20 protein-coding genes and 1 other RNA gene are annotated in these 20,928 nt (G+C 69.9%); 8 read left to right on the top strand and 13 right to left on the bottom strand.

All coding sequences use genetic code 11. The features are described 5' to 3' along the window. Positions 1-2: 2 nt before the first annotated feature. The 3 genes from CSW64_RS19245 to ffs all read right to left on the bottom strand — a co-directional run bounded on the left by CSW64_RS19245 (position 3) and on the right by ffs (position 3,062). On the bottom strand, positions 3-797 hold the full coding sequence (locus CSW64_RS19245; RefSeq protein WP_099623613.1) for an SDR family oxidoreductase: 795 nt from the start codon (positions 795-797) through the stop codon (positions 3-5). A gap of 153 nt (positions 798-950) precedes the next feature. Then, the gene (locus CSW64_RS19240) at positions 951-2,813 is read right to left on the bottom strand and encodes a DNA polymerase III subunit gamma/tau (RefSeq protein ID WP_172448631.1); all 1,863 of its coding nucleotides are present in this window, start codon (positions 2,811-2,813) and stop codon (positions 951-953) included. A gap of 153 nt (positions 2,814-2,966) precedes the next feature. Further along, positions 2,967-3,062, bottom strand: an RNA gene (gene ffs, locus CSW64_RS19235) — signal recognition particle sRNA small type. Positions 3,063-3,142: 80 nt separating this feature from the next. On the opposite strand from ffs, the gene nudC reads away from it, so the two are divergent. Beyond that, positions 3,143-4,069, top strand: a complete 927-nt coding sequence (nudC, locus tag CSW64_RS19230) for an NAD(+) diphosphatase (RefSeq protein WP_099624355.1) — start codon at positions 3,143-3,145, stop codon at positions 4,067-4,069. A gap of 107 nt (positions 4,070-4,176) precedes the next feature. Here the strand turns inward: nudC and CSW64_RS19225 are convergent, their stop codons facing one another. The 3 genes from CSW64_RS19225 to CSW64_RS19215 all read right to left on the bottom strand — a co-directional run bounded on the left by CSW64_RS19225 (position 4,177) and on the right by CSW64_RS19215 (position 6,392). Continuing rightward, positions 4,177-4,614 carry an MAPEG family protein gene (locus CSW64_RS19225; RefSeq protein WP_099623612.1) on the bottom strand — a complete coding sequence of 146 codons (438 nt, stop codon included), beginning with the start codon at positions 4,612-4,614 and terminating at the stop codon, positions 4,177-4,179. Positions 4,615-4,791: 177 nt separating this feature from the next. Further along, a complete protein-coding gene (locus tag CSW64_RS19220; protein ID WP_099623611.1) occupies positions 4,792-5,655 on the bottom strand; it encodes a prephenate dehydratase in 864 nt (287 codons plus the stop codon). After that, positions 5,652-6,392: a 3-deoxy-manno-octulosonate cytidylyltransferase gene (locus CSW64_RS19215; RefSeq protein ID WP_099623610.1), complete on the bottom strand. Its 741-nt coding sequence runs from the start codon at positions 6,390-6,392 to the stop codon at positions 5,652-5,654. The genes CSW64_RS19220 and CSW64_RS19215 overlap by 4 nt, the downstream gene beginning before the upstream one ends. Positions 6,393-6,560: 168 nt before the next feature. Here CSW64_RS19215 and CSW64_RS19210 point away from each other — a divergent pair, with 168 nt between their 5' ends. The 3 genes from CSW64_RS19210 (at position 6,561) to CSW64_RS19200 (ending at position 9,352) form a co-directional block, all read left to right on the top strand. Further along, a complete protein-coding gene (locus tag CSW64_RS19210; protein ID WP_099623609.1) occupies positions 6,561-7,238 on the top strand; it encodes a c-type cytochrome in 678 nt (225 codons plus the stop codon). A 92-nt stretch (positions 7,239-7,330) separates the two neighbouring features. Next, positions 7,331-8,233: a DUF4350 domain-containing protein gene (locus tag CSW64_RS19205; protein WP_099623608.1), complete on the top strand. Its 903-nt coding sequence runs from the start codon at positions 7,331-7,333 to the stop codon at positions 8,231-8,233. Positions 8,234-8,335: 102 nt separating this feature from the next. After that, positions 8,336-9,352, top strand: a complete 1,017-nt coding sequence (locus CSW64_RS19200; protein WP_245863771.1) for a serine hydrolase domain-containing protein — start codon at positions 8,336-8,338, stop codon at positions 9,350-9,352. 4 nt (positions 9,353-9,356) lie between these two features. On the opposite strand, the gene CSW64_RS19195 is transcribed toward CSW64_RS19200, so the two are convergent. Together CSW64_RS19195 and CSW64_RS19190 are read right to left on the bottom strand one after the other, a co-directional pair. Beyond that, entirely contained in the window at positions 9,357-10,199 is an 843-nt protein-coding gene (locus CSW64_RS19195; RefSeq protein WP_099623607.1) for a C40 family peptidase, read from the bottom strand. After that, positions 10,196-11,575 carry a leucyl aminopeptidase family protein gene (locus CSW64_RS19190; RefSeq protein WP_099623606.1) on the bottom strand — a complete coding sequence of 460 codons (1,380 nt, stop codon included), beginning with the start codon at positions 11,573-11,575 and terminating at the stop codon, positions 10,196-10,198. The genes CSW64_RS19195 and CSW64_RS19190 overlap by 4 nt, the downstream gene beginning before the upstream one ends. Before the next feature lie 79 nt (positions 11,576-11,654). Here CSW64_RS19190 and CSW64_RS19185 point away from each other — a divergent pair, with 79 nt between their 5' ends. From CSW64_RS19185 to CSW64_RS19170, 4 genes are all read left to right on the top strand, one after another. Further along, a complete protein-coding gene (locus CSW64_RS19185) occupies positions 11,655-12,500 on the top strand; it encodes a tetratricopeptide repeat protein (RefSeq protein WP_099623605.1) in 846 nt (281 codons plus the stop codon). A gap of 138 nt (positions 12,501-12,638) precedes the next feature. Continuing rightward, positions 12,639-13,925, top strand: coding sequence for an adenylosuccinate synthase (locus CSW64_RS19180; RefSeq protein ID WP_099623604.1), 1,287 nt, complete (start codon positions 12,639-12,641; stop codon positions 13,923-13,925). 81 nt (positions 13,926-14,006) lie between these two features. Then, complete coding sequence (locus CSW64_RS19175) at positions 14,007-15,143, top strand: hypothetical protein (RefSeq protein ID WP_099623603.1); 1,137 nt, start codon at positions 14,007-14,009, stop codon at positions 15,141-15,143. A gap of 65 nt (positions 15,144-15,208) precedes the next feature. Further along, positions 15,209-16,018: a response regulator gene (locus CSW64_RS19170; RefSeq protein ID WP_245863770.1), complete on the top strand. Its 810-nt coding sequence runs from the start codon at positions 15,209-15,211 to the stop codon at positions 16,016-16,018. Between the two features lie 73 nt (positions 16,019-16,091). On the opposite strand, the gene rpoH is transcribed toward CSW64_RS19170, so the two are convergent. From rpoH to CSW64_RS19145, 5 genes are all read right to left on the bottom strand, one after another. Next, positions 16,092-16,988, bottom strand: coding sequence for an RNA polymerase sigma factor RpoH (gene rpoH / locus CSW64_RS19165; protein ID WP_099623602.1), 897 nt, complete (start codon positions 16,986-16,988; stop codon positions 16,092-16,094). A 198-nt stretch (positions 16,989-17,186) separates the two neighbouring features. Next, entirely contained in the window at positions 17,187-17,870 is a 684-nt protein-coding gene (locus tag CSW64_RS19160; RefSeq protein WP_099623601.1) for a hypothetical protein, read from the bottom strand. Between the two features lie 121 nt (positions 17,871-17,991). Then, a complete protein-coding gene (locus CSW64_RS19155) occupies positions 17,992-19,005 on the bottom strand; it encodes an RluA family pseudouridine synthase (protein WP_099623600.1) in 1,014 nt (337 codons plus the stop codon). 82 nt (positions 19,006-19,087) lie between these two features. Further along, entirely contained in the window at positions 19,088-19,807 is a 720-nt protein-coding gene (locus CSW64_RS19150) for a CPBP family intramembrane glutamic endopeptidase, BDIM_20840 family (RefSeq protein WP_099623599.1), read from the bottom strand. 57 nt (positions 19,808-19,864) lie between these two features. Then, positions 19,865-20,902, bottom strand: a complete 1,038-nt coding sequence (locus tag CSW64_RS19145) for an AraC family transcriptional regulator (RefSeq protein ID WP_099623598.1) — start codon at positions 20,900-20,902, stop codon at positions 19,865-19,867. Positions 20,903-20,928 lie beyond the last annotated feature (26 nt).

Here is a 20,928-nt window from a genome sequence, read left to right as displayed (position 1 = left end):
GCTCACTCTTCCGTTCGGTTGAAGAGGCCCGCCTGGACCATCTGGTCCCGCACCTGCTCCGGGTGCTGGGTGACGATCAGGTCGTAGGCCTCCAGTTCGACAGGGACATACCAGTGGATCTTGTCGTTGTGGTAGGCCCCCCAGACCGCCTTGGCCACCTCGACCGGCGGAATCAGCCGCCACATGCCTTCGGTCGGCGCGCTGGTCTTGGCCTCCGGCGGCAGGATCGGGGTGTCGATCAGGCCGGGCAGGGTGTCGGCGACACGCACGCCGGCGGCCTTCAGCTCGACCGAAAGCGCTTCGGTGAAGCCCTTCACCGCGTGCTTGGTCGCCGAATAGACGGCGATGTTGGCGATGCCGAAGATGGCCGAGCTCGACGAGGTCGAGAAGCACAGCGAATTGGGCGTGGCCTTCAGCAACGGGATGGCCAGGTGGATGCCGCTGAGCACGGCGATCAGGTTGATGTTCACGACCGCCAGGGCGTCTTCCCAGGGCATGTCCTGGAAGGGACCGCCGCGGCCGATCCCGGCGTTGTTGAACAGGATATCCAGCTTGCCGCCGGTCGCTTCGGCGAAGTCGGCCAGCACCTTGCGGTAGGCCTCGCGGTCGGTGACGTCCAGGCGCGTCACGAAACCGGCGTCGCCGAGCTCCGCCTTCAGGCTGGCCAGGCCCTCGTCGTTGACGTCGACGCCGCCGACGAACCAGCCCTCGCTCGCGAACAGGCGGGCGGTTTCGAGGCCCATGCCGGACGCAGCGCCCGTGATGAAGATCGCCTTCCGGCCGTTGGCCTGGTTCATTTTCCGTCTCCCTATGCCTCCGAGCATCTGGCGGCGCGGACAGGCGTTGCGTGGTTCGAGACGCGGCTTCGCCGCTCCTCACCATGACGCACTCTGAGTTCGTCATCCTGAGGAGCGAGCCTCGAGCGAGCGTCTCGAAGGACGCAGGGAAGATCAGTCTTCCTCGCCGTCCTCTTCGGGATCGACGCTAGTCGCATCACCCTGGGGAACCACAAGCTGCTTCACGCCGAGAAGTTCGGTCCCGGGGAAGGCCTCCATGACCGCCTGGACGAAGGGGTCGGCCAGGATGGCTTCCTTGGCCTCGCGCTCTTCGCGCTTCTCGCGCTCCCAGGCGCTTTCGGCCCCGCCGCCGCCGGAGGTGGCGATCAGCCAGGTCTGGCCGGTCCATTCCTTCAGCCGCTGCGACAGGCGCTTGGTCAGGTCGGCGGGCGCGCGCGGCGCCGGCTCGAACTCCAGGGCGCCGGGCCGGAAGCTGATCGGCCGCACGAAGCGCTGCACATCCATGTAGAGGGTGATGTCCCGCTTCAGCTGGATCAGCCGCAGCACGTCGTCGAACGAGGCCAGGGCGGTGGTCGCCTGAGGCGTCGGCGCCGCCGAGGCCATCGTCACCGGCTGAGCCGCCGCGAAGGCGCTGGTTCCGCCGCCGCCGGCCGAGCCGCCGCCGGTCGGAACCATGCCGCCGCCGGGCCCGCCGGGGATCGGCTCGCCGTCGCGCAGGGCTTTCAGCGCTTCCTCCGGCCCGGGCAGGTCGGCGGCGTAGCAGAGGCGGATCAGGGCCATCTCGGCCGCGGCCGAGGGGTCGGGCGCGCGGCGCACCTCCTCATAGGCCTTCATCTGCATCTGCCACAGGCGCGACAGCGTCCCGGCCGAGGCCGTGGCGCCGATCGCGGCCAGGCGTCCGGCCTGGTCCTTGGGCAGGTGCAGGGCGTCCGGTCCCAGGGCCTTGGACACCGAGGCGGCATGGCAGTGCTCGAGCAGATCGAGCATCACCTGCGAGGCGTCGGCGCCGTAGCCCCACAGGGTGCGGAAACCCATCAGGGCCGCGCTCGTGCCGCCCTTCATCACGTGCTCGAAGAGCTCGATGGTCTGGATGCGATCGGCCAGGCCGAGCATGTCGCGGACCACGCCGACGTCCACTGCCTGGCCGCGTTCGGCCTGGACGATCGCCTGGTCGAGCAGGGACAGGCCGTCGCGGACGGAGCCCTCGGCCGCCCGGGCGATCAGGGCCAGGCCGTCGGTCTCGACGCGGGCGCCTTCCTTCTCGGCGATGTTACCGAGGTGCTTGCTCAGCACCTCCGGCTCGACGCGGCGCAGATCGAAGCGCTGGCAGCGGCTGAGGATGGTGACCGGGACCTTGCGGATCTCGGTGGTGGCGAAGATGAACTTGGCGTGCGGCGGCGGCTCTTCCAGGGTCTTCAGGAGCGCGTTGAACGCCGCGGTCGACAGCATGTGCACTTCGTCGATGACGTAGACCTTGTAGCGGGCCTCGGTCGGGGCGTAGCGCACCCCGTCCAACAGCTCGCGCATCTCGTCGACCTTGGTGCGGCTGGCGGCGTCGAGCTCCAGCACGTCCATGTGCCGGCCCTCGACGATGGCGCGGCAGTGGCGCCCCTCGTGGCTCAGGTCGACCGAGGGTTGGTGGACGGTGTCGCTCTCGAAGTTCAGCGCGCGCGCCAGCAGGCGGGCGGTGGTCGTCTTGCCGACCCCTCGGACGCCGGTGAGCATGAAGGCGTGGGCGATCCGGCCGGTGGCGAAGGCGTTGGTCAGGGTCCTGACCATGGCTTCCTGGCCGATCAGGTCCTCGAAGGTGCGCGGGCGGTACTTCCGCGCCAACACCGTATAGGCGCCGCCGTCGGCCGGCGCCTGGCCCTCGGCCGCGCCGACCGGCGGCGACGGCTCGGCCACGGGGGCCGGCTCGGGCGCGCCGAAGATGTCCGCCGTGTTGGGATCGCGCTCGGGCGCGTCGTCCTGTTCGACTTCCCAGGGGGGCTCGGACATGGAGGGTTCGTCGGGCATTGGACTCGCTGCTGTGCGTCCTTCGAGACGCTCGCCTGAGGGCTCGCGCCTCAGGATGACGACCCTTAGCGGATTCCACCACCCCTCGTCATCCTGAGGCGCCCGCGAATACGGGCGTCTTGAATGAGGCGACGGCTCTCAGCGATGTAGGGAAAGGTGGAACCGACGCGACCCGGAGCGAAACTCGTTGTGGCTGCTGCCTTCCGGCCCTGACCAGGTTGGCGAGGCGTCCGCCCGCGCCGGTTCCAAGGCCTATATCGTCGTTTGAGGGCCCCGATGCAAGCGGCGGGCGCTTGCCGGGCCGCCTGGTTTGCGCCACCAAGTCGGCCATGCCTCTTTCCAAGAACTCCAACGTCTTCTCCGGCAACCCCCTGAACCGGGCCAGCGAGCGGCGCGGCGACGCCGCCTGGCTGGAGGCGCTGCAGGCCGGGCCCGACAGCCTGTGCCTGCCGCTGTGGAACGGCCAACCGTTCACGGAGAAGACCGCGGACGGGAAGATCCAGCTGGCCTATGTGCCCGGCGGCATGGCCAACGAGCTGGCCGGCGGCTGGGAGCGGCTGCTGTTCATGGGGCTATGGAAGGACACCGCCGTCTTCGCCGTCGACATGGAGGGTGCGCCCGATCCAGCCGATGGTCCGCTGAGCGGCCTGGGCAAGTTCGCCGACCTGCGTCAGGTCGCCATGGCGCTGCCGGGCTCGGAGGCGGCGATCGCGGCCACGGCCAAGGGCATGTTCGAATGGCGGCGCAAACACCGTTTCTGCGCCAGCTGCGGCGAGCCGAGCCAGGTCAGCGACGGCGGCTGGAAGCGGGTCTGCCCGGCCTGCCGCACCGAACACTTCCCGCGCACCGACCCGGTGGTGATCATGCTGGCGGTGAAGGGCGACAAGTGCCTGGTCGGCCGCCAGGCGATGTGGCCGGCGGGCATGTTCTCGGCCCTGGCCGGCTTCCTGGAGCCCGGCGAGAGCATCGAGGAGGCCTGCGCCCGCGAGCTCAAGGAAGAGGCCGGCCTGAACGCCGTGGCGGTGCGCTATCACTCCACCCAGCCCTGGCCCTATCCGAACTCGCTGATGATCGGCCTGATCGCCGAGGTCGACAGCGAGGACGCCGCGCCCGACCAGACCGAGTTGGAGGCCGTGCGCTGGTTCGCCCGCGAGGAGGCGCGCCAGCTGATCAACGGCGGCTTCGACGGCTGTTTCGCCCCGCCGCCGCTGGCCATCGCCCACCAGCTGATCAAGAGCTGGGCGGAGGAGGGCTGACAGGCGTCGCGTGGTTCGACATGCGTCTTCGGCGCTGCTCACCATGACTATTCGCTAGTCATCCTGAGCAGCAGCTGAAGGCTGCGTGTCGAAGGACGCACGACGGCTCAGCTCAGCGCGCCCAGCGCCACGATAACGGTCCAGGCGATCAGCACGATCGTCGACAGGCTGAACACCAGGAAGCGAAGCGTCACGCGGTTGACTGTCAGCTGGATCAGGCTGTGTACGATCCGCAGGCCGACATAGGCCCAGGCGAGGCCGGCGGTCAGGTCGTTCTGCTGACCGGCCAGATAGGTGAAGAACGCCAACGCATAGAAGATCGTCGGCTGTTCCATCAGGTGGTTGTAGTTGTCCGCCGCCTGGCGCGCGTCGTCCGGCAAGCCGTTCAGCGAGCCCGGGAAGCGCGCGGCCTGCGGATCGATCTTGGCCTTGGACATAGCCGGGATGCGCTTGGCGTACATCCACAGCCAGATCAGCAGCGACCAGCCGATCAGCGCCAGTACCGGCGCCAGCACCGACTGCAGACAGGAAACCCCTTGGATCATTTCGCCCTCCCCCGAGCTGTTTGGGGGAGGCTAGCCCGGGAACGCTGGTCGGCGAAAGCGTGACCGTGGGGAAGCCCGCGCTTTGTCGTCCCGGCCGGAGCGTAGCGGAGAGCCGGGACCCAGCACGGCGAACTGGGCCCCGGCTCGCCTACGGCGTCCGGGATGACGCCCGAGGCGTTACACCCGGTCGCGGAAGGGATCGGCCGGGAAGACGCCGAGGATCTCGATCTTCTCGGAGAAGAAGCTCAGCTCCTCCAGGGCCAGGGCCAGGCCGCGGTCTTCCGGACGACCGTCGACCTCGGCGTAGAAGAAGGTCGCCGTGAAGGCGCCGCCCTCCATGTAGCTTTCCAGCTTGGTCATGTTCACGCCGTTGGTCGCGAACCCGCCCATGGCCTTGTAGAGCGCCGCCGGCAGGTTCTTCACTCGGAAGCAGAAGCTGGTGATGCAGCGGCTGGTGAAGGGCGGCGGCGGCGGAGACTTGTCGGCCGTCATGACCAGGAAGCGGGTGGTGTTGTGCCGCTCGTCCTCGATGTCGCGCATCAGGATGTCGAGGCCGTAGATCTCCGCCGCCAGCGCCGGCGAGATGGCCGCGCGGGTCCGGTCGGGGGTCTGCGACAGCATGCGGGCCGCGCCGGCGGTGTCGCCGACCGCCTCGGTCTTCACGCCCAGCTTCTTCAGCGAGTTGCGGCACTGGTGCAGGGCGATGGCCATGCTGGAGACGGTCTTCACCTCCTCCAGCTTGACGCCCTTGTTGACCATCAGCTGGAAACGGATCGGCTTGAAGCGCTCGCCGATGATCTTCAGGCCGGAGCTGGGCAGCAGGTGGTGGACGTCGGCGACCCGGCCGGCGATCGAGTTTTCGACCGGGATCATGCCCAGTTCGCAGACGCCGCTCTTCACGGCTTCGAAGGCCTCTTCGAAGGTCGGATAGGGCGCGGCTTCGTGGTTCGGGAAATAGGTCCGGCAGGCTTCGTGGCTGTTGGCGCCGGGTTCGCCCTGGAAGGCGATCTTGGGAAGAGGGCTTTGGGGAAGAACGCTCATGCGTCGTGATCTCTTGCGTGGGCCCGCGCCGCCTCGAGGTCGGCCGGGTTGTCGACGGATATGGGGGCGTCGTCCGCGACGGCCGCCCAGTACGAGAGGCCCATTTCCAGGCCCCGCAGCTGCTCCAGCTTCTCGCGCTGCTCCAGCGGCGAGGGCGGAGCGGTGATAAATCGGCCCAGCGCCTCGCGGCGGTAGCCGTAGATGCCGACGTGCCGCCAGATCGGCGCGTCGCCGTACAGGGTCGAGCGGGTGAAGTAGAGCGCTCGGCCGGTGGTCGCGCCCTCGGCCAGGGCCAGCACGGCCTTGACGACGTCGGGGTTCGACCGGTCGGCGGGAGAGGCTTCCGGGGCGACGACCGTGGCCACGTCGCAGGTCGGCTGGTCGGCCAGCAGAGCGGCGCAGGCCGACAGGATCTCCGTGCGCACGAACGGCATGTCGCCCTGCAGGTTGATGACGGCGTCGTGGAGGCCCGACGGATCCAGCGCTTCGACGGCCGCCTGGATGCGGTCCGAGCCCGACGGCAGGTCGGGATCGGTCAGCACCGCCTGGCCGCCGGCGGCCTTCACCGCTTCGACGATCTCCGCGTCTCCAGCCGCGACGGCGACCGGTCCGATGTTCGCGGCTTCAGCTTGGCGCAGAACGCGGACGATCATCGGCAGGCCGCCGATATCGGCCAGCGGCTTGTTCGGAAGGCGGGTCGCGGCCATGCGCGCGGGGATGATGACGATCGGATTCATGGTCGTCCAAACAGCCTGTGCGGCATCCGGACCCCTTGGCCCGGCTTGCGCGAGGGGCGGTAGCGTGTAAGAGAGCCCGGCGCAACACAGGGCGCGTCGGGGGGAATCTCTACGGCGCCAGTACTGGCCCGGCGCCCCGGGCCCTCTAGAGGACGAAGACAGGCGGACATGAGCGACCTGACGTTCAACAAGATCGCCGCAGGCTTGCTGGCGACCGGGCTCGTCATTTTCGGTCTGCGCGAGCTGACCACCATCGCCTTCGACAAGCACCCGCCCGAGAAGCCGGGCTACGCGGTCGCCGTGGCTGAAGAAGCCGGCGAAGGCGGCGCGACGGCCGAAGTCCCGCCCGATTGGGGTTCGGTGCTGCTGCTGCCGGCCAACATCGCCCAGGGGCAGGCCGTCAGCGCCAAGTGCGCCTCGTGCCACACCTTCACCCAGGGCGGCGCCAACGGCACCGGCCCGAACCTGTACGGCACCCTGGGCAAGAAGCCGGGCACGCACGCCGGCTTCGCCTACTCGCCGGCCATGGCCGCCGAAGGCAACGCCCACCCGATCTGGGACTACGATGAGCTCGACGCCTTCCTGAAGGCGCCGCAGAAGCACCTGCCGGGCACGAAGATGACCTTCGTCGGCCTGAAGAAGCAGGAAGAGCGCATCGCCATGATCGCCTACCTGCACAGCCTGGGTTCGACCCTGCCGGTACCGGCGCCTCGTCCGGCCGCGGCTCCGGCCGCCGAAGGCGCGGCGGCCCCGGCGGAAGGCGCTGCGGCTCCCGCCGCCGGCGCTCCGGCCGCCGGCGCGGCGCCCGCCGCTGCGGCCCCGGCCGCTGCTCCGGCCGCGAAGTAAACCAGGTTCGATTTCGAATCACGGAAGGCCGCGTCGGGCTTGCTCGGCGCGGCCTTTCTGCGTTTGGTGGGCGCTTCCAACCGGAGGTCGCCATGCGTTTCGCCGCCGTCGCCGCCCTGGGCCTCGCCCTGACCTTCGCTTCGCCGGCGCTGGCGCAGCAGGAGCCGGACGCCGCCGCCGACGTGAGCGTCACCCGCCCAGCCTGGCCCGCCGGCGCAGGTCCCGTGGCGGCGTTGGACGAGGGACATCGTAACTTCCACACCCTCGACGGTCGCTATGGTCCGTTCGCGGCTCTGCTGCGCAGCGACGGCTACCAGGTCCGGGCGGCCAGGGGGCCGATCACCGCCGAGAGCCTGAAGGGCGTCCGCGTCCTGATGATCGCCAACGCCCGCGCGCCGGAAGGGTCGTCGTCGGCCTTCACGCTCGAGGAGATCGCCATGCTGAAGGCCTGGGTCGGGCAGGGCGGCTCTCTGCTGCTGATCGCCGACCACATGCCGTTCGCCGGCGCGGCGACGACGCTGGGCCAGGCCTTCGGCTTCACCTTTGAGGACGGCTACACCCAGATCCCGCGTGAAGGTCCGTTGCCGGACATCTTTACGCCGGGGCAGGGGCTCGGCCGGCATGCGGTGACGACCGGCCGGTCGGCGTCCGAGCGAATCGACGAGCTGGCCACCTTCACGGGCTCAGCCTTCACCGCGCCGGCGGGTGCGGTTCCGATCCTGACCCTCCCGGCGGGCAGCAAGGCGATCAAGCCGGACGCGGAGGGGCGGATCGTCCGCGACGGCTCCGGCGTCGATGTCGGCGGCTGGCTCCAGGGCGCGGTGATGGATTACGGCAAGGGCCGCCTGGCGGTCTTCGGCGAGGCCGGCATGTTCTCCGCCCAGATCGTGCGTCAGAACGACTTCCGTATGGGATTCAACAGCCCGCGCGCGCCGCGCAACAAACAGTTCGCCCTCAACCTGCTGCATTGGCTGAGCGGCGGACCCGCGAGGTAGGCCGCCGGAGCTTACCGCGAATTCATGAGATCGAGGGCCACGCGGGCTTGCGTCGCACAGCCCTGTTTCGTTTGCTCGTCGCCGTTCCAGGGAGAGGCGACCATGCGGCGACGGGACGTGTTGGCGGGCGCGGCGATGTTGGCGTCGGGCGGCCTGGCGGCCAGATCGGCCTGGGCGGCGGCGCCGAGGTTCGATGACCTCCTCGCCCGCTGGGACGCCGACGAGCATCCAGACCTGAAGGGCGTCGTGATCCGGCTCGGCGGTCATGTGGTCGCCGAGCGCGCCTACGGGGGCGCCGATCTCGATGCGCTCCACGACATGCGGTCAGCGGGCAAGAGCGTGACCTCGCTGCTGGTCGGCGCGGCGCGCGATCGCGGGCTGATCCGGTCGGTCCGGGACGTCGTCGCCGACTACTGGCCGAAGGCTCGGGGAAGCGCGATCGGCGACGTGAGTCTGGCCGACATCCTGACCATGCGCTCCGGCTTGGCGGCGAATGACGAAGACCCGACCTCGCCGGGCAACGAGGACCGCCTGGACGAGGCGGCGAACACGGAAGCCTTCCTGCTGGCCGCGCCGCAGGCCGAGCGGCCGGGAAGCCGCTATCAGTACAACTCGCTCACTGCTTTCGCTGCCGGCCTGGTGGTTGAAAAGGCGACGAAACGGCATGGCGCCGACTTCGCGCGGGAGGCGCTGTTCAAGCCGCTGGGCATCGAGCGGTTCGACTGGACCAGCGACGTTTCAGGCCACACCAAGGGCCAGGGCAATCTGTCCCTCAGTCCGCGCAGCATGGCGATCATCGGCCAGATGGCGCTTGATGGCGGCGCCTGGCAGGGGCGGAAGGTGATCAGCAAGGCCTGGATCGACGAGAGCCTCGCCCCCACGGTGAGCATCGCCGCCGTGGATCGCTACGCCGACGGCTATGGCTATTTCTGGTACGCCAAGACCCACGAGATCGGCGGACAGCGCGTTCAGGTCCGGTTCGCCTCCGGCAACGGCGGCAACAAGATCTACGTCGTGCCCTCGCGCCGCATGGTGGTGGCGATCGCCTCGGCCGCCTACGGTCGGGGTTACGGGCAGCGCCGGTCGGAGGACATCCTCAAGGCGATCCTGGCGGCCTGACCGATCACGGCCGCCGATAGGCCGTGGGCTCGCCGCCGCCGTTGTTGCGAATACGGACAATGGCGTCGGCCAGGGGCTCGATCGCCACCGCCATATGGTGGGCGTTGGCGTGGATCATGCGGGTCTCGTCCAGCATCATCGCCACATGGCCCTTCCAGAACACCAGGTCGCCGCGGCGCGGATGGTCGTCCTGGATCGGCGTTCCGAGGCCGGCCTGCTGCATGTCGGTGTCGCGCGGGCAGGCGCGGCCGCAGGCGGTCAACGCCTGCTGGATCAGGCCAGAGCAGTCCAGGCCGAGGCTCTCGCGGCCGCCCCACTGATAGACCGCGCCCAGGAACTTCTCCGCCACCGTCGCCGGATCGGTCGCCAGCGCCAGGCCGACGGGGGCCAGATGCGCCTCGATGAACCAGCCTGAGCCGACCGCCTTCACGAACCGGCCCTCGCGCGCCTCGACCGTCACCAGGGCGTTCATGGTGTAGAGGCCGATGGGCCTCGACTTGATGTCCGGCCGGCTGAATCCGTAGGTGCGCAGGGCGTGGACGCGGTGGGTGGCGGCCTCGATCGGGCTGTGCAGGGCGGCCGTCTCGACCCAACCGACATAACCGTCGCGGCGGGCCTGGCCGAACGAGAACCCGCCCTCCTCAAGCAGCATGTCGAAGACTTCGCCGAACAGCAGCTGGTCTTCCTGCTCCGCGTCGGGTGCGGGGGTCTTGCGGATCGCCGCGGCGGTGACCGCGCACTGGCGCGCCGTAGGGTCCAGGTAGCGATCGGCGGCGACCACGCCCTCCAGGACCCGGGCGGCCACGCCGTCACGAATCAGGGTCAGGCGGCGATCCGGCTGGCTCACGAGAAGCGGCCCTTGATCATCGCGTACAGGGCGCGGACCGCCTGGGCCTCGGCGCCCACCGGATGGCCCGGACGGCCTTTGGGGTTCCAGGCGAAGATATCGAAATGGACCCAGCTGCCGACGGCTGGGGCGAACCGCTTCAGATAGAGGGCGGCGGTGACCGAGCCGGCCTGGGCCCAGGCGTCGGGGTCGTTCTTCAGATCGGCGATGTCGCCGTCCAGGGCCTCCTCGTAGCCGGGCCACAGCGGCATGCGCCACAGCGGGTCGGCGACGGCGGCGGCGGCGGCGGCCAGGTCGGCGGCCAGGTCCTCGTCGTCGGTGTAGAAAGGGATCACCTGCGGGCCCAGCGCGATGCGCGCGGCGCCGGTCAGCGTGGCCAGGTCGACGGTCAGCACCGGCTCCAGCTCCCCGGCGCGGGTCAGGGCGTCGCACAGGATCAGCCGGCCCTCGGCGTCGGTGTTGCCCACCTCGACGGTCAGGCCCTTGCGGGTGTCCAGCACGTCGCCGGGACGCATCGCGTCGCCACTGATCGCGTTCTCGACGATCGGAACGAGCACGGCCACGCGGATCGGCAGATCGGCGGCCATCAGCATTCGGCCCAACGCCAGGGCGTGGGCGGCGCCGCCCATGTCCTTCTTCATCAGCCGCATGCCGGCCGCCGGCTTGATGTCCAGGCCGCCGGTGTCGAAAACCACGCCCTTGCCGACCACGGCGACCAGCGGCTTGTCGGCCTCGCCCCACTGGATCTCCACGAAGCGCGGCGCGCGGGCCGGATCGGCGGCGCGGCCGACGGCGTGGACGGCCGGATAGCCCTCCGCCAGCAGGTCGTCGCCGGTCGTGACCGTGAAGGCTGCGCCGTACTGCTCGGCGATCTCGCGGGCGATGGTCTCGATCTGCAGCGGCCCCATGTCGTTGGCCGGCGTGTTGACCATGTCCCGGGCCAGGGCGCAGGCGTGGGCGATGGTGCGGATTTCTTCCGCCTCCGCCAGGTCGCCGACGACCAGCCGCGCGTGTTGGTCCCGCGCCTTGCGGTAGCGGTCGAAGCCGTAGCTGCCCAGCGCGAAGGCCAGGGCCGCCTGGCCGGCGTCGACGCCGTCGGGCAGGCCGTCCAGGCGATAGTCGCCGACCGCCAGCTTCGAGGGCAGGCCGCGGAACAGCATGGCCGACGCCTTGGCCGGATCGCCGATCCCGAACAGCACCCGCACCGTCTTGCCGTCGTCGCCCGGCACGGCCAGCGCCTGGCCGGCCTTGCCCTTGAAGTCGGTCGCCTCGGCCAGGCCGCGCTCGAACGGGGAAAGGGCGTCCAGCGCATCCTCGGCGATGATGATGATGGGGGTCGGGTCGCGCTCGGCGGCGGTCAGCAGGACTTCGGTCATGGCCTTGGAATTATGCTTAACGATTCCTTGAGCCGGGCGGTGGAAGCTGGGGGCCACCCTCGCGAAAGGCTCGCCCCTCATGTGTCGCACGCCGGCCCTCGTCGCAACAGTCCTGGCCCTCGCCGCCGGACCGGTTCTGGCCGTCGAGGCGCCGAAGCCCGCCAAGGACGTCGCGACGGCGACGGCGACGGCGACTGCGCCGGCCGTCGCCGCGCCTCCGGCGGCCGTGAAGGCGACGCCGCAGCAGCGTGCAGAAGCCCGCCGGCTCGATCCCTTCGCCCGCGCCGCCTTCTGGGCCAGCCAGCTTGAGGTCGATGGGCGCGATATAGAGGCGGGTCTGGGCGTGACCCAGGCCATGCGCCAGATGGGACGGTACGAGGAGGCGGCCGACGCGGCGGCCCGCGCCCTGATCATCGCGCCGGACAATCTCGACCTGCTGCTGGAGTCGGCCCGGGCCCAGATCGGCCGGGGACAGGGCTTCTACGCCATCGAGCCGGCGAAGAAGGCCCAGGCCCTCGCGCCGCGGGATTGGCGGCCGGTGTCGCTGCTGGCGGTGGCGACCGAGCAGGCCGGGCGCGACGACGAGGCCCTGGCCTACCATCGGCAGGCCCTGGCGCTGGCGCCGAACGAGCCGGCGGTGCTGAGCAACATGGGCATGTACTACGCCGGTCACGGCGACCTGCCGCGCGCCGAACAGATGCTGCGCCAGGCTGCGGCCTCGGGGCGCGCCGACGCCAAGGTGCGCCAGAACCTGGCCCTGGTGATCGGGCTGCAGGGCCGCGTCGCCGAGGCCGAGCAGCTGGTGCGCCAGGACCTCCCCCCCGACCAGGCCGCCAACAATGTCGCCTGGCTGAAGGCCGCCACTGAGCGCGCGCCGACCGGCCAGGGCCGGTCCTGGGACGCGATGCGGGGCAGCGGCTCCTGAGGCTGGACGTCCGCGGGCGATCTCGCTATACGGCGCCCGGCCGTTTCGAACGGCCCCACAATTGATCCAAGTCCACGCGCCGAGGAGCCTGTCGAAGGGCGCGCTGGATCGTCCCGGCAGGCGGAAGGATCGCATCCAATGAGCAACGTGACCGTCGTCGGCGCCCAGTGGGGCGATGAGGGCAAGGGCAAGATCGTCGACTGGCTGAGCAACCGCGCCGACGTGGTCGTGCGGTTCCAGGGCGGCCACAACGCCGGCCACACGCTCGTGGTCGACGGCAAGGTCTACAAGCTCGCCCTGCTGCCCTCGGGCGTGGTCCAGGGCAAGCTGTCGGTGATCGGCAACGGCGTCGTCGTCGACCCCTGGCACCTGCTGGGCGAGATCGAGAAGATCGCCGACCAGGGCGTGGCGATCACGCCCGAACTGCTGGTCCTGGCGGACAACGCCTGCCTGATCCTGCCGCTGCACCGCGACCTGGACCAGGCCCGCGAGGCCGCCTCGAGCCAGAAGATCGGCACCACCGGCCGCGGTATCGGCCCGGCCTATGAGGACAAGGTCGGCCGCCGCGCGATCCGCGTCGCCGACCTGGCCGATCCCGAGGCGCTGAAGCCCAAGATCGATCGTCTGCTCTCCCACCACGGCGCGCTGCGCAAGGGCCTGGGCCTGCCTGAGGCCGACGCCCAGGCCCTGTTCGACGACCTGATGGCGTTGGCCCCGAAGATCCTGCCTTACGCCCGGCCGGCCTGGCGTTTGCTGGACGAAGCCCACCGCAAGGGCCAACGCATCCTGTTCGAGGGCGCCCAGGGGGCTCTGCTCGACGTCGATCATGGCACCTATCCGTTCGTGACCTCGTCCAACACCGTCGCCGGCCAGGCCGCGGCGGGCTCGGGCATGGGGCCGAAGGGGCCGGGCTATGTCCTGGGCATCGTGAAGGCCTACACCACCCGCGTCGGCGAGGGCCCCTTCGCCGCAGAGCTGGACGACGAGGTCGGCAAGCACCTGGCCACCGTCGGCCGCGAGGTGGGCGTCAACACCGGCCGGCCGCGCCGCTGCGGCTGGTTCGACGCGATCCTGGTGCGCCAGTCGGTCGCCATCAACGGCATCGACGGCATCGCCCTGACCAAGCTGGACGTCCTGGACGGCTTGAAGACTCTCAAGATCTGCGTCGGCTACCGGATCGGCGACCGCGTGGTCGACTACCTGCCCGCCGGCATGCGCGATCAGGCCGCGGCCGTGCCGATCTACGAGGAGATGGACGGCTGGGAGGAAAGCACCGCCGGCGCCCGTTCGTTCAAGGACCTCAACGCCAACGCCATCAAGTACGTGCGGCGCATCGAGGAACTGATCCAGGCGCCGGTCGCCCTGCTGTCGACGAGCCCCGAGCGCGACGACACCATCCTGATGCGCGATCCGTTCCAGGGCTGAGGCCCGCTAGCCCAATCAGGGTTAGGGATTGCTTATAGGCTCCTGGCTTAGACCCCTTCGCTGGACTTGGCGGGGGATCGAGTGCGGGGGAAGAGACGCGCGATTGGGCTGACGGCGAACGCCGACCGCACCTCCCGCAGCCTGCGGGCGCTGGAGCGGACGGCGTCCACCAGTCGCGTGCTCAACCTGCTGGCCGTCGCCCAGAAGCATGGCGAGCGCCCGGATTGGGAAGAGCGGCCGCTGTTCCGCAACCGGGTGCTCAACGCCTGCTTCATCCTCAAGCACCGGCTGAGGCTCGACGAGACCTATCTGTTCGACGACTACCGGACGTCGGCGACCAAGATCATCGTGCCGTTCGAGCGCAGCGATCTGGGTCTGGGCGGCCAGTCGTTCTTCATCGGCCAGCGCGGCTGGATGGAGCTGTTGCGCGAGGCCTGCGCCGACAGCCGGTCGCTGGACCAGGACATCCGCATCCTGCGCCTGCTCGACAGGCTGCCGTCGCTGGACCCGTTCCTGCTGCGCGAACACCTGCGGCGGCACGGCCATGAGGTCGCGCCCTTCTATTTCGCCATCTCGCCCGCCGACCTCGACGCGATGCAGGGCTATGTGGCCATGCAGATCGAGGAACTGATCCGGCTGGCCTACGAGAACGCCGGCGGCGGGGCCTATACGGCGCGGCTGGTCGAAGCCCTCCTCTCCACCGACGTCGACGAGCGGCTCGAGCCGCTGCGCGTCACCCTGATGCTGGAAGGCGAGGACTTCCGCGAGGGCGTGTTCAGCTGGAAGGGCTTCCTCTACTACAAGTGGATGCTCACCACCCTGCAGCCCCAGCTGCAGGCGGTGATGAAGGAGATCGGCGACCTGGCCGTGTCGGGACCTCGCGACGTCGAGGTGGGCCTCTATCTGGACGGCGCCCGGCGGCGGCTGAAGCGGTCGATCGCCGCCCAGCGCAGCCACGTCAACGCCACCCTCGGGATCTATGACGCCGCTTTCGCCAGCCTGACCCGCGACGGCAATCCCAAGGCCTTCCGCAACTTTCTGCTCGATGCGCCGCGGATGTTCCTGTCGCTGGGCGAAAAGGTCGGCGCCGCGTCCCATATCGCCAGCTTCTGGCGCTACCGCTTCCCGCACGGACGGCCGCCGGTGGCGCCGGTCGACGAGGCGGTGGACATCTTCCAGGATTTCGAGGCCAGCCTGGGCGAACCGCTCGCGATATGACCTGACGTCAAGGCGCTGTTTACCCGATCCGGGCCAGCATCGCCGCCAATCTTCCGAGGCTCTCCGTGTTCAACGACGAACAGAAGCTCTTCCAGAGACTGGCGCCCCACCTGCAGCGCGTGCTGGTCGTCGACGCGCAGCCGGCGTCGGTCAAGCTGTTGCAGGAACTGCTGCGGACCATCTCGACCGGTCAGATGTGGCACGCGCCGACCGACGCGAAGGCCATGCAGGCCGTGCAGATGATCGATCCACAGCTGATCTTCGTCGAGCACTCCGGCCCGGGCCTGGACGGCGCCCGCCTGGCCCGCGCGATTCGGCGCAGCGACTTCCCGTGCCGCAAGGCTCCGATCATCATGGTCACCGGCGAGGCGACCGCCCAGACCATCCTGGGCGCCCGCGACGCCGGCGTGCACGAGTTCCTGCGCAAGCCCTTCACGATGAAGGACCTGCTGCGCCGGCTCGAGGCCGTGGCGCTGAAGCCGCGCGACTGGGTCGAGGCGGTGCAGTACGTCGGCCCCGATCGCCGCCGGTTCAACTCGGCCGAATACCAGGGCCCGCGCAAGCGCAAGACCGACGCCCGGATGACGCCCGACCAGGCGCGGCTGCTGCAGGCGTTGAAGATCGTCCGCGCCGCCGCCGGCTCGCTGGACGACGACTGGATGCAGGCCCGCCGCGCCCTGGCCACCCAGGCGCTGGAGCTGCAGAAGGCCGGCGTGGCCGTGGGCGACATGAAGCTGGTCGAAGCCGCCGCCGCCATGGCCCGGCTGCTGCCGACCGAGGGCTCGCCCGACAAGTCCGGCCTGCGGGTCGCCATCGGCGCCCTGCTGACCTTCATGCCGAAGGAAGAGGAAGCGGCCGCGGCCCGCGCGGCCTGATCCGCCTTGGCGCAAGAAAAAGGCCCGGACGGTCGAGACCGTCCGGGCCTTTCTCGTTCAGGCGATCGAAGCTCTACGCCTCGACCAGGTTCCGCTCCAGCGCGGCGGCGCGCATGGACTTCTGCAGCTTTTCGAAGGCGCGGACTTCGATCTGACGAACCCGCTCGCGGCTGACGCCGTATTCGGCGGCCAGATCTTCGAGGGTCGTCGGACTGTCCTTCAGGCGGCGCTCGGTGAGGATGTGCTTCTCACGGTCGGTGAGTTCCGCCATCGCCTCTTCGAGCAGGCCCATGCGCAGGGTCTTCTCTTCGTTTTCCGCGACGATCTCTTCCTGGCTGACGGCGTTGTCGTCGGCCAGCCAGTCCTGCCACTCGCTTTCGCCGTCGGCGCGCATCGGCGCGTTCAGCGAGGCGTCGCCGCCGGACAGGCGACGGTTCATCGAGATGACCTCGTCCTCCTGCACGCCCAGCTTGGTGGCGATCTGCGACACATGTTCGGGCAGCAGATCGCCTTCCTCGAAGGCGCTGATCTGGCTCTTGGCCTTGCGCAGGTTGAAGAACAGCTTCTTCTGCGCCGCGGTGGTGCCCATCTTCACGAGCGACCAGCTGCGCAGGATGTACTCCTGGATCGAGGCGCGAATCCACCACATGGCGTAGGTGGCCAGGCGGAAGCCCTTGTCCGGCTCGAACTTCTTCACCGCCTGCATCAGGCCGACGTTGCCCTCGGAGATCACTTCCCCGATGGGCAGGCCGTAGCCGCGGTAGCCCATGGCGATCTTGGCCACGAGGCGCAGGTGGCTGGTGACCAGCTTGTGGGCGGCTTCGGAGTCTTCATGCTCCCGCCAGGCCTTGGCGAGCATGAACTCCTCGTCCTTGGCCAGCATCGGGAACTTGCGGATTTCGGTGAGGTAGCGCGACAGACCGCCTTCCGGCGACATGAGTGCGAGCGCGTTTGCAGCCATGATATCTATCCCCTTTCGTACTCAGCGGACCGTCGGGACACAAAAAGACCCCGTCGTCCGCCCCCATTCGGGTCCTGAGATAGGAAGCCCGATCGGAATTTTTAAGGCCAGTGACCGATTTGTAATGTCCGACTATGGGAGTCGGAAATCGAGTTTGCGTGAGTGCGTTGTCAGAAAAGATGCAGGCGCTCACGCAAGGGAAGCATCTCAGAAGAAATCGACATGAAGATGGTCATCGTGTCGGGCGGCCTGACAGCCGGCGAAACGAACCTTCGGGTCGTTCGAAAATCCCAGCCGCGCCTTGAGATGCGGTTCCAGGAAGATGCGGCGGACGCGCCTGTCGGCGGACAGCAGACGGACCAGCTCGGCCGTGCGGGTCTCGTCGAGACGCCAGGTCCGGTCGGCGGGCGGATCCTTGCCGTCGTTGCGGGCCGACCGTTTCTCGGCCCCGGTGCAGCGTCGTTCGCTCTCGCGCCTCGGCGGCTCGTAGGCCCCGAAGCCTGATCTGGTGGGCGGCCGGGGCAGGGCGGCGCCCTTCGCGTCGGTGTAGAACAGCGCCAGGTCGATCTGCCGTCCATCGCCGTGGGACAGGTGCGGCGGCATCGGCCGACGGCCCAGCGGCCAGGACGCTTCCATGTAGATCACCGGCGTTCCGGGGCTATGGATCATCAGGGCCTCGGCGGCGCCGGCCAGGCCCGCCCGGGCCGGCGCGGTCACGTAGTGGCGTTGGCCGACGCAGTAGGAGCGGCTGTGCGGACGCAGCGGGCCGTTCCCGGCGTCGCAGGGCAGGGCGACCAGACCCGGCGCGGGCTTGACCGGCGGCGTCTTGGCGAAACGGTCGCAGCCGCCCGTCAGCAACGCCGCGGCCGCCGCCAAAACCATGATGCGCATGATCCGCCCGCCCTCCGTGGGCGGCAGACTGACCGAGCGGCGGACGAAGGGAAAGGTCCGGGGTCGATTGTCCCGCGTTGTCGCGCCTTGTCCCGGGATTATCCGTCCCGGGTGTCCCGCTTCAGAGCTCGGCCAGCCGCCGCTCCAGGTCGCGCATGTCCGCCGGCGGCTCGGTCTCGAAGCGCAGGGCCTCGCCGGTGATCGGGTGGACGAAGCCCAGGACGGCGGCGTGCAGCGCCTGCCGCGCCAGGCCCGCGGCGGCGATCGCCTCGCGCACCGGCAGGGCCGGCGGCCCGGAGCCGTAGGTCGGGTCGCCCAGGCAGGGCGCGCCCTTGTGGGCCATGTGCACGCGGATCTGGTGCGTCCGCCCCGTCTCCAGGCGGCAGGCGACACGGGCGGCCAGCGGCCGCTCCTGCGGGCCGAAGGCCTGCTCGACGCGGTAGTGGGTGATCGCCTCGCGGCCGCTGCTCTTGAGCACCGCCATCTTCTTGCGGTCGCTCGCCGAGCGGCCGATGCGGGTCTCGACGGTTCCCTTCGGCGGGTTCGGCGCGCCGCGCGTCAGGGCGACGTAGACCCGGTCGATGTCGTGCGCCGCGAACAGCGCCGACAGCCCTTGGTGGGCGGCGTCGGTCTTGGCCGCGACCATCACGCCGCTGGTGTCCTTGTCGAGGCGGTGGACGACGCCCGGCCGGGCGACGCCGCCGATCCCCGACAGGCTGTCGCCGCAGTGATGGAGCAGGGCGTTGACCAGGGTCCCGCGCTCGGTCCCCGGCCCCGGATGGGCGGCCATGCCGGCGGGCTTGTCGATGACGATCAGATGGGCGTCCTCGTAGAGCACCGTCAGCGGGATCGCCTCGGGCTCCGGGATCGCCGGCGCGGGCGGCGGGACCAGGATGCGATAGAGGCCGGGCCGCGCCTTGGCCGAAGCGTCCGACAGCGGGACGCCCTCCAGGCTGATCAGGCCGTCCGCCAGCAGGGCCTGGATGCGGGCGCGCGACAGGTCGGCGGCGGCCTCGGCCAGGGTCTTGTCCAGGCGTCCGCCGGCGGCGTCGGCGGCGATCTCGATCTCCAGCGCCAAGGCGCCGGCCGGGGCGTCGTCGTCCTCGTCGTCGGGCAGGGTGTCGGCGGCGGTCATCTCGCGGCAGTCGTACAGGCGACGCCGACGAAAGGGAAATCGCAGGGGCGAACGGCTCCGCCGCCGACTGGAGGGCGAACCGCTAGATCAGCAGCATGACCGCGTTGCCGAAGTTGTGGATCAGCACCGGCAGCAGCACGCTGCGGGTCCGCAGGGCCAGCCACACGGCGATCAGCGACGGCAGGGCGGTCAGCACCATGGTCATGGCGTCGAAGTGGAAGCCGCCGTCGGAGTAGCCGAACGCGTGGGCCAAACCGAACAGAACGCAGGACAGGATCGCGCCCCAGCTCCAGCCGACGCCGAGGAAGGCCTTCTCCGCCGTGAAGGCGCGGCAGAGAACGAGCAGCAGAAGGCCGCGATAGAAGGGCTCCTCCTCAAACCCCGGCATGGTCAGCTGGAAGGCGATGGTCTCGCGGGACGCCGGCTCGTTCGGGAAGATCAGCGCCAAGGCCGTGAAAAAGGCGACGTAGGCCAGGACCGCCGGCAGGGCGACCTTCAGGCTGCCCGGCGCCTGGCGCAGGGTCAGGCCCGACGCCTTCCAGCCCAGCGCGGGCAGGGCGGCGACGGCGAGCGTGGCCAGGAGGGCGAGCGTCTTGCCCTGCCAGTTCCAGTCGCTCGGCGGGAAGAGGCGCGGCAGGTGGCCGTAGGCCCCGGTCAGGAGCAGGTCGTTGAGCAGGACCAGCCCGGCGGCGGCCAGCAGCCACCTGAACGAGAACCGGTCGCGCTGCGTGAGGCCGATCAGGCTCCCGACTCCCAGCAGGATCGCCAGGATCCCCGCAATTCCGATGACTCCGTCCGGCATGTCGCCTCCGTTTGTTGAGCGGAGCAGGATCTGGCCGATCCCGGCGGCGCGGGCTTCTCAGAAGTCGGCGGACCGTTGCTCAGAAGGCGGCTCGGCCAGCATGGCCTGCCGGTAGGCGCTCGGCGGTCGGCCTTCGATGTCCCGGAAGACGCGGTTGAACGACGGCAGCGAGGCGAAGCCGCTGTCGAAGGCGATGGCGATCAGCTTGTCGTCGGCGCGCGCCGGGTCCGCGAGTAGCCGGCGGGCCTCCTGCACCCGATAGGCGTTGAGGAAGGTCCGGAAGTGGTCGTAGCCCAGGCGCTGGTTGATCAGCTGGCGCACGGTGCGCTCGGGGGCGCCCATCGCGCGGACGAAGGCCTCGAAGGTCAGGCCGGGATCAAGGTGAACGCGGTCGGTCTCCATCAGCTGGTTCAGCCGCGCCACCAGCACGGGATCGGCGTCCGGCGGCGGCGGCGGGGGCGTCGTGGCCGAGGCCGGCCGGGCCAGGTCGAGGCTCGACAACCAGGCGACGAAGGCCAGGAGGGCCGCGTTCTGGACGATCGAGAAGGCGCGGGGCTGCCAGTCGAGGCCGAGGACCAGGTCGATGCAGAGGTCCGCGAGGAGCTGCGCCGCCAGGACCGCCACCACCCACAGGCGCGCCTGCCGGCGGCGGTCGACGAGGTCGCCGGACCGGTCCTTCATCAGCCGCCAGGCCAGATGCCCGACCATCACCAGGCCCAGGCCGATGAGGCCCCAGGACAGGCCCTTCTGGGCGAGCGCCGGACCGAACAGGCCGCGGTCGACGCTGGCGACCACGATCCAGATCCCGCCGACCGCCAGGACCAGTCCCCTCGGTCGGAAACCGGCCTCGAAGACGGCGAGGCAGTACCACCACAGGAACACGGCGGCGTAGCCGGCGAGGATGACGGCCAGGGATCCCAGCGGCCCTGAGAGCTGGAGCGAGGAGTCCGGCGTGTTGCCCGCCAGGAAGCCGCAGAGGCAGGCGGCCAGCGCGATGAAGTAGGGACGTTCCGCCGAACGCTGCCGGATCGCCGCCCAGATCAGCAGGGTGGCGCCGGCCGCGCGGACGATGACGTCGAGTTCCTGCGGGGTCATGACGCGATCAGTAGCGCGTCGGCGTT

Source organism: Caulobacter mirabilis, assembly GCF_002749615.1.
In the GTDB taxonomy this organism is placed as follows: Bacteria; Pseudomonadota; Alphaproteobacteria; order Caulobacterales; family Caulobacteraceae; genus Caulobacter; species Caulobacter mirabilis.
Note: the sequence above shows the minus strand (reverse complement) of the source record. Positions and strands in the feature narration are given on the sequence as shown.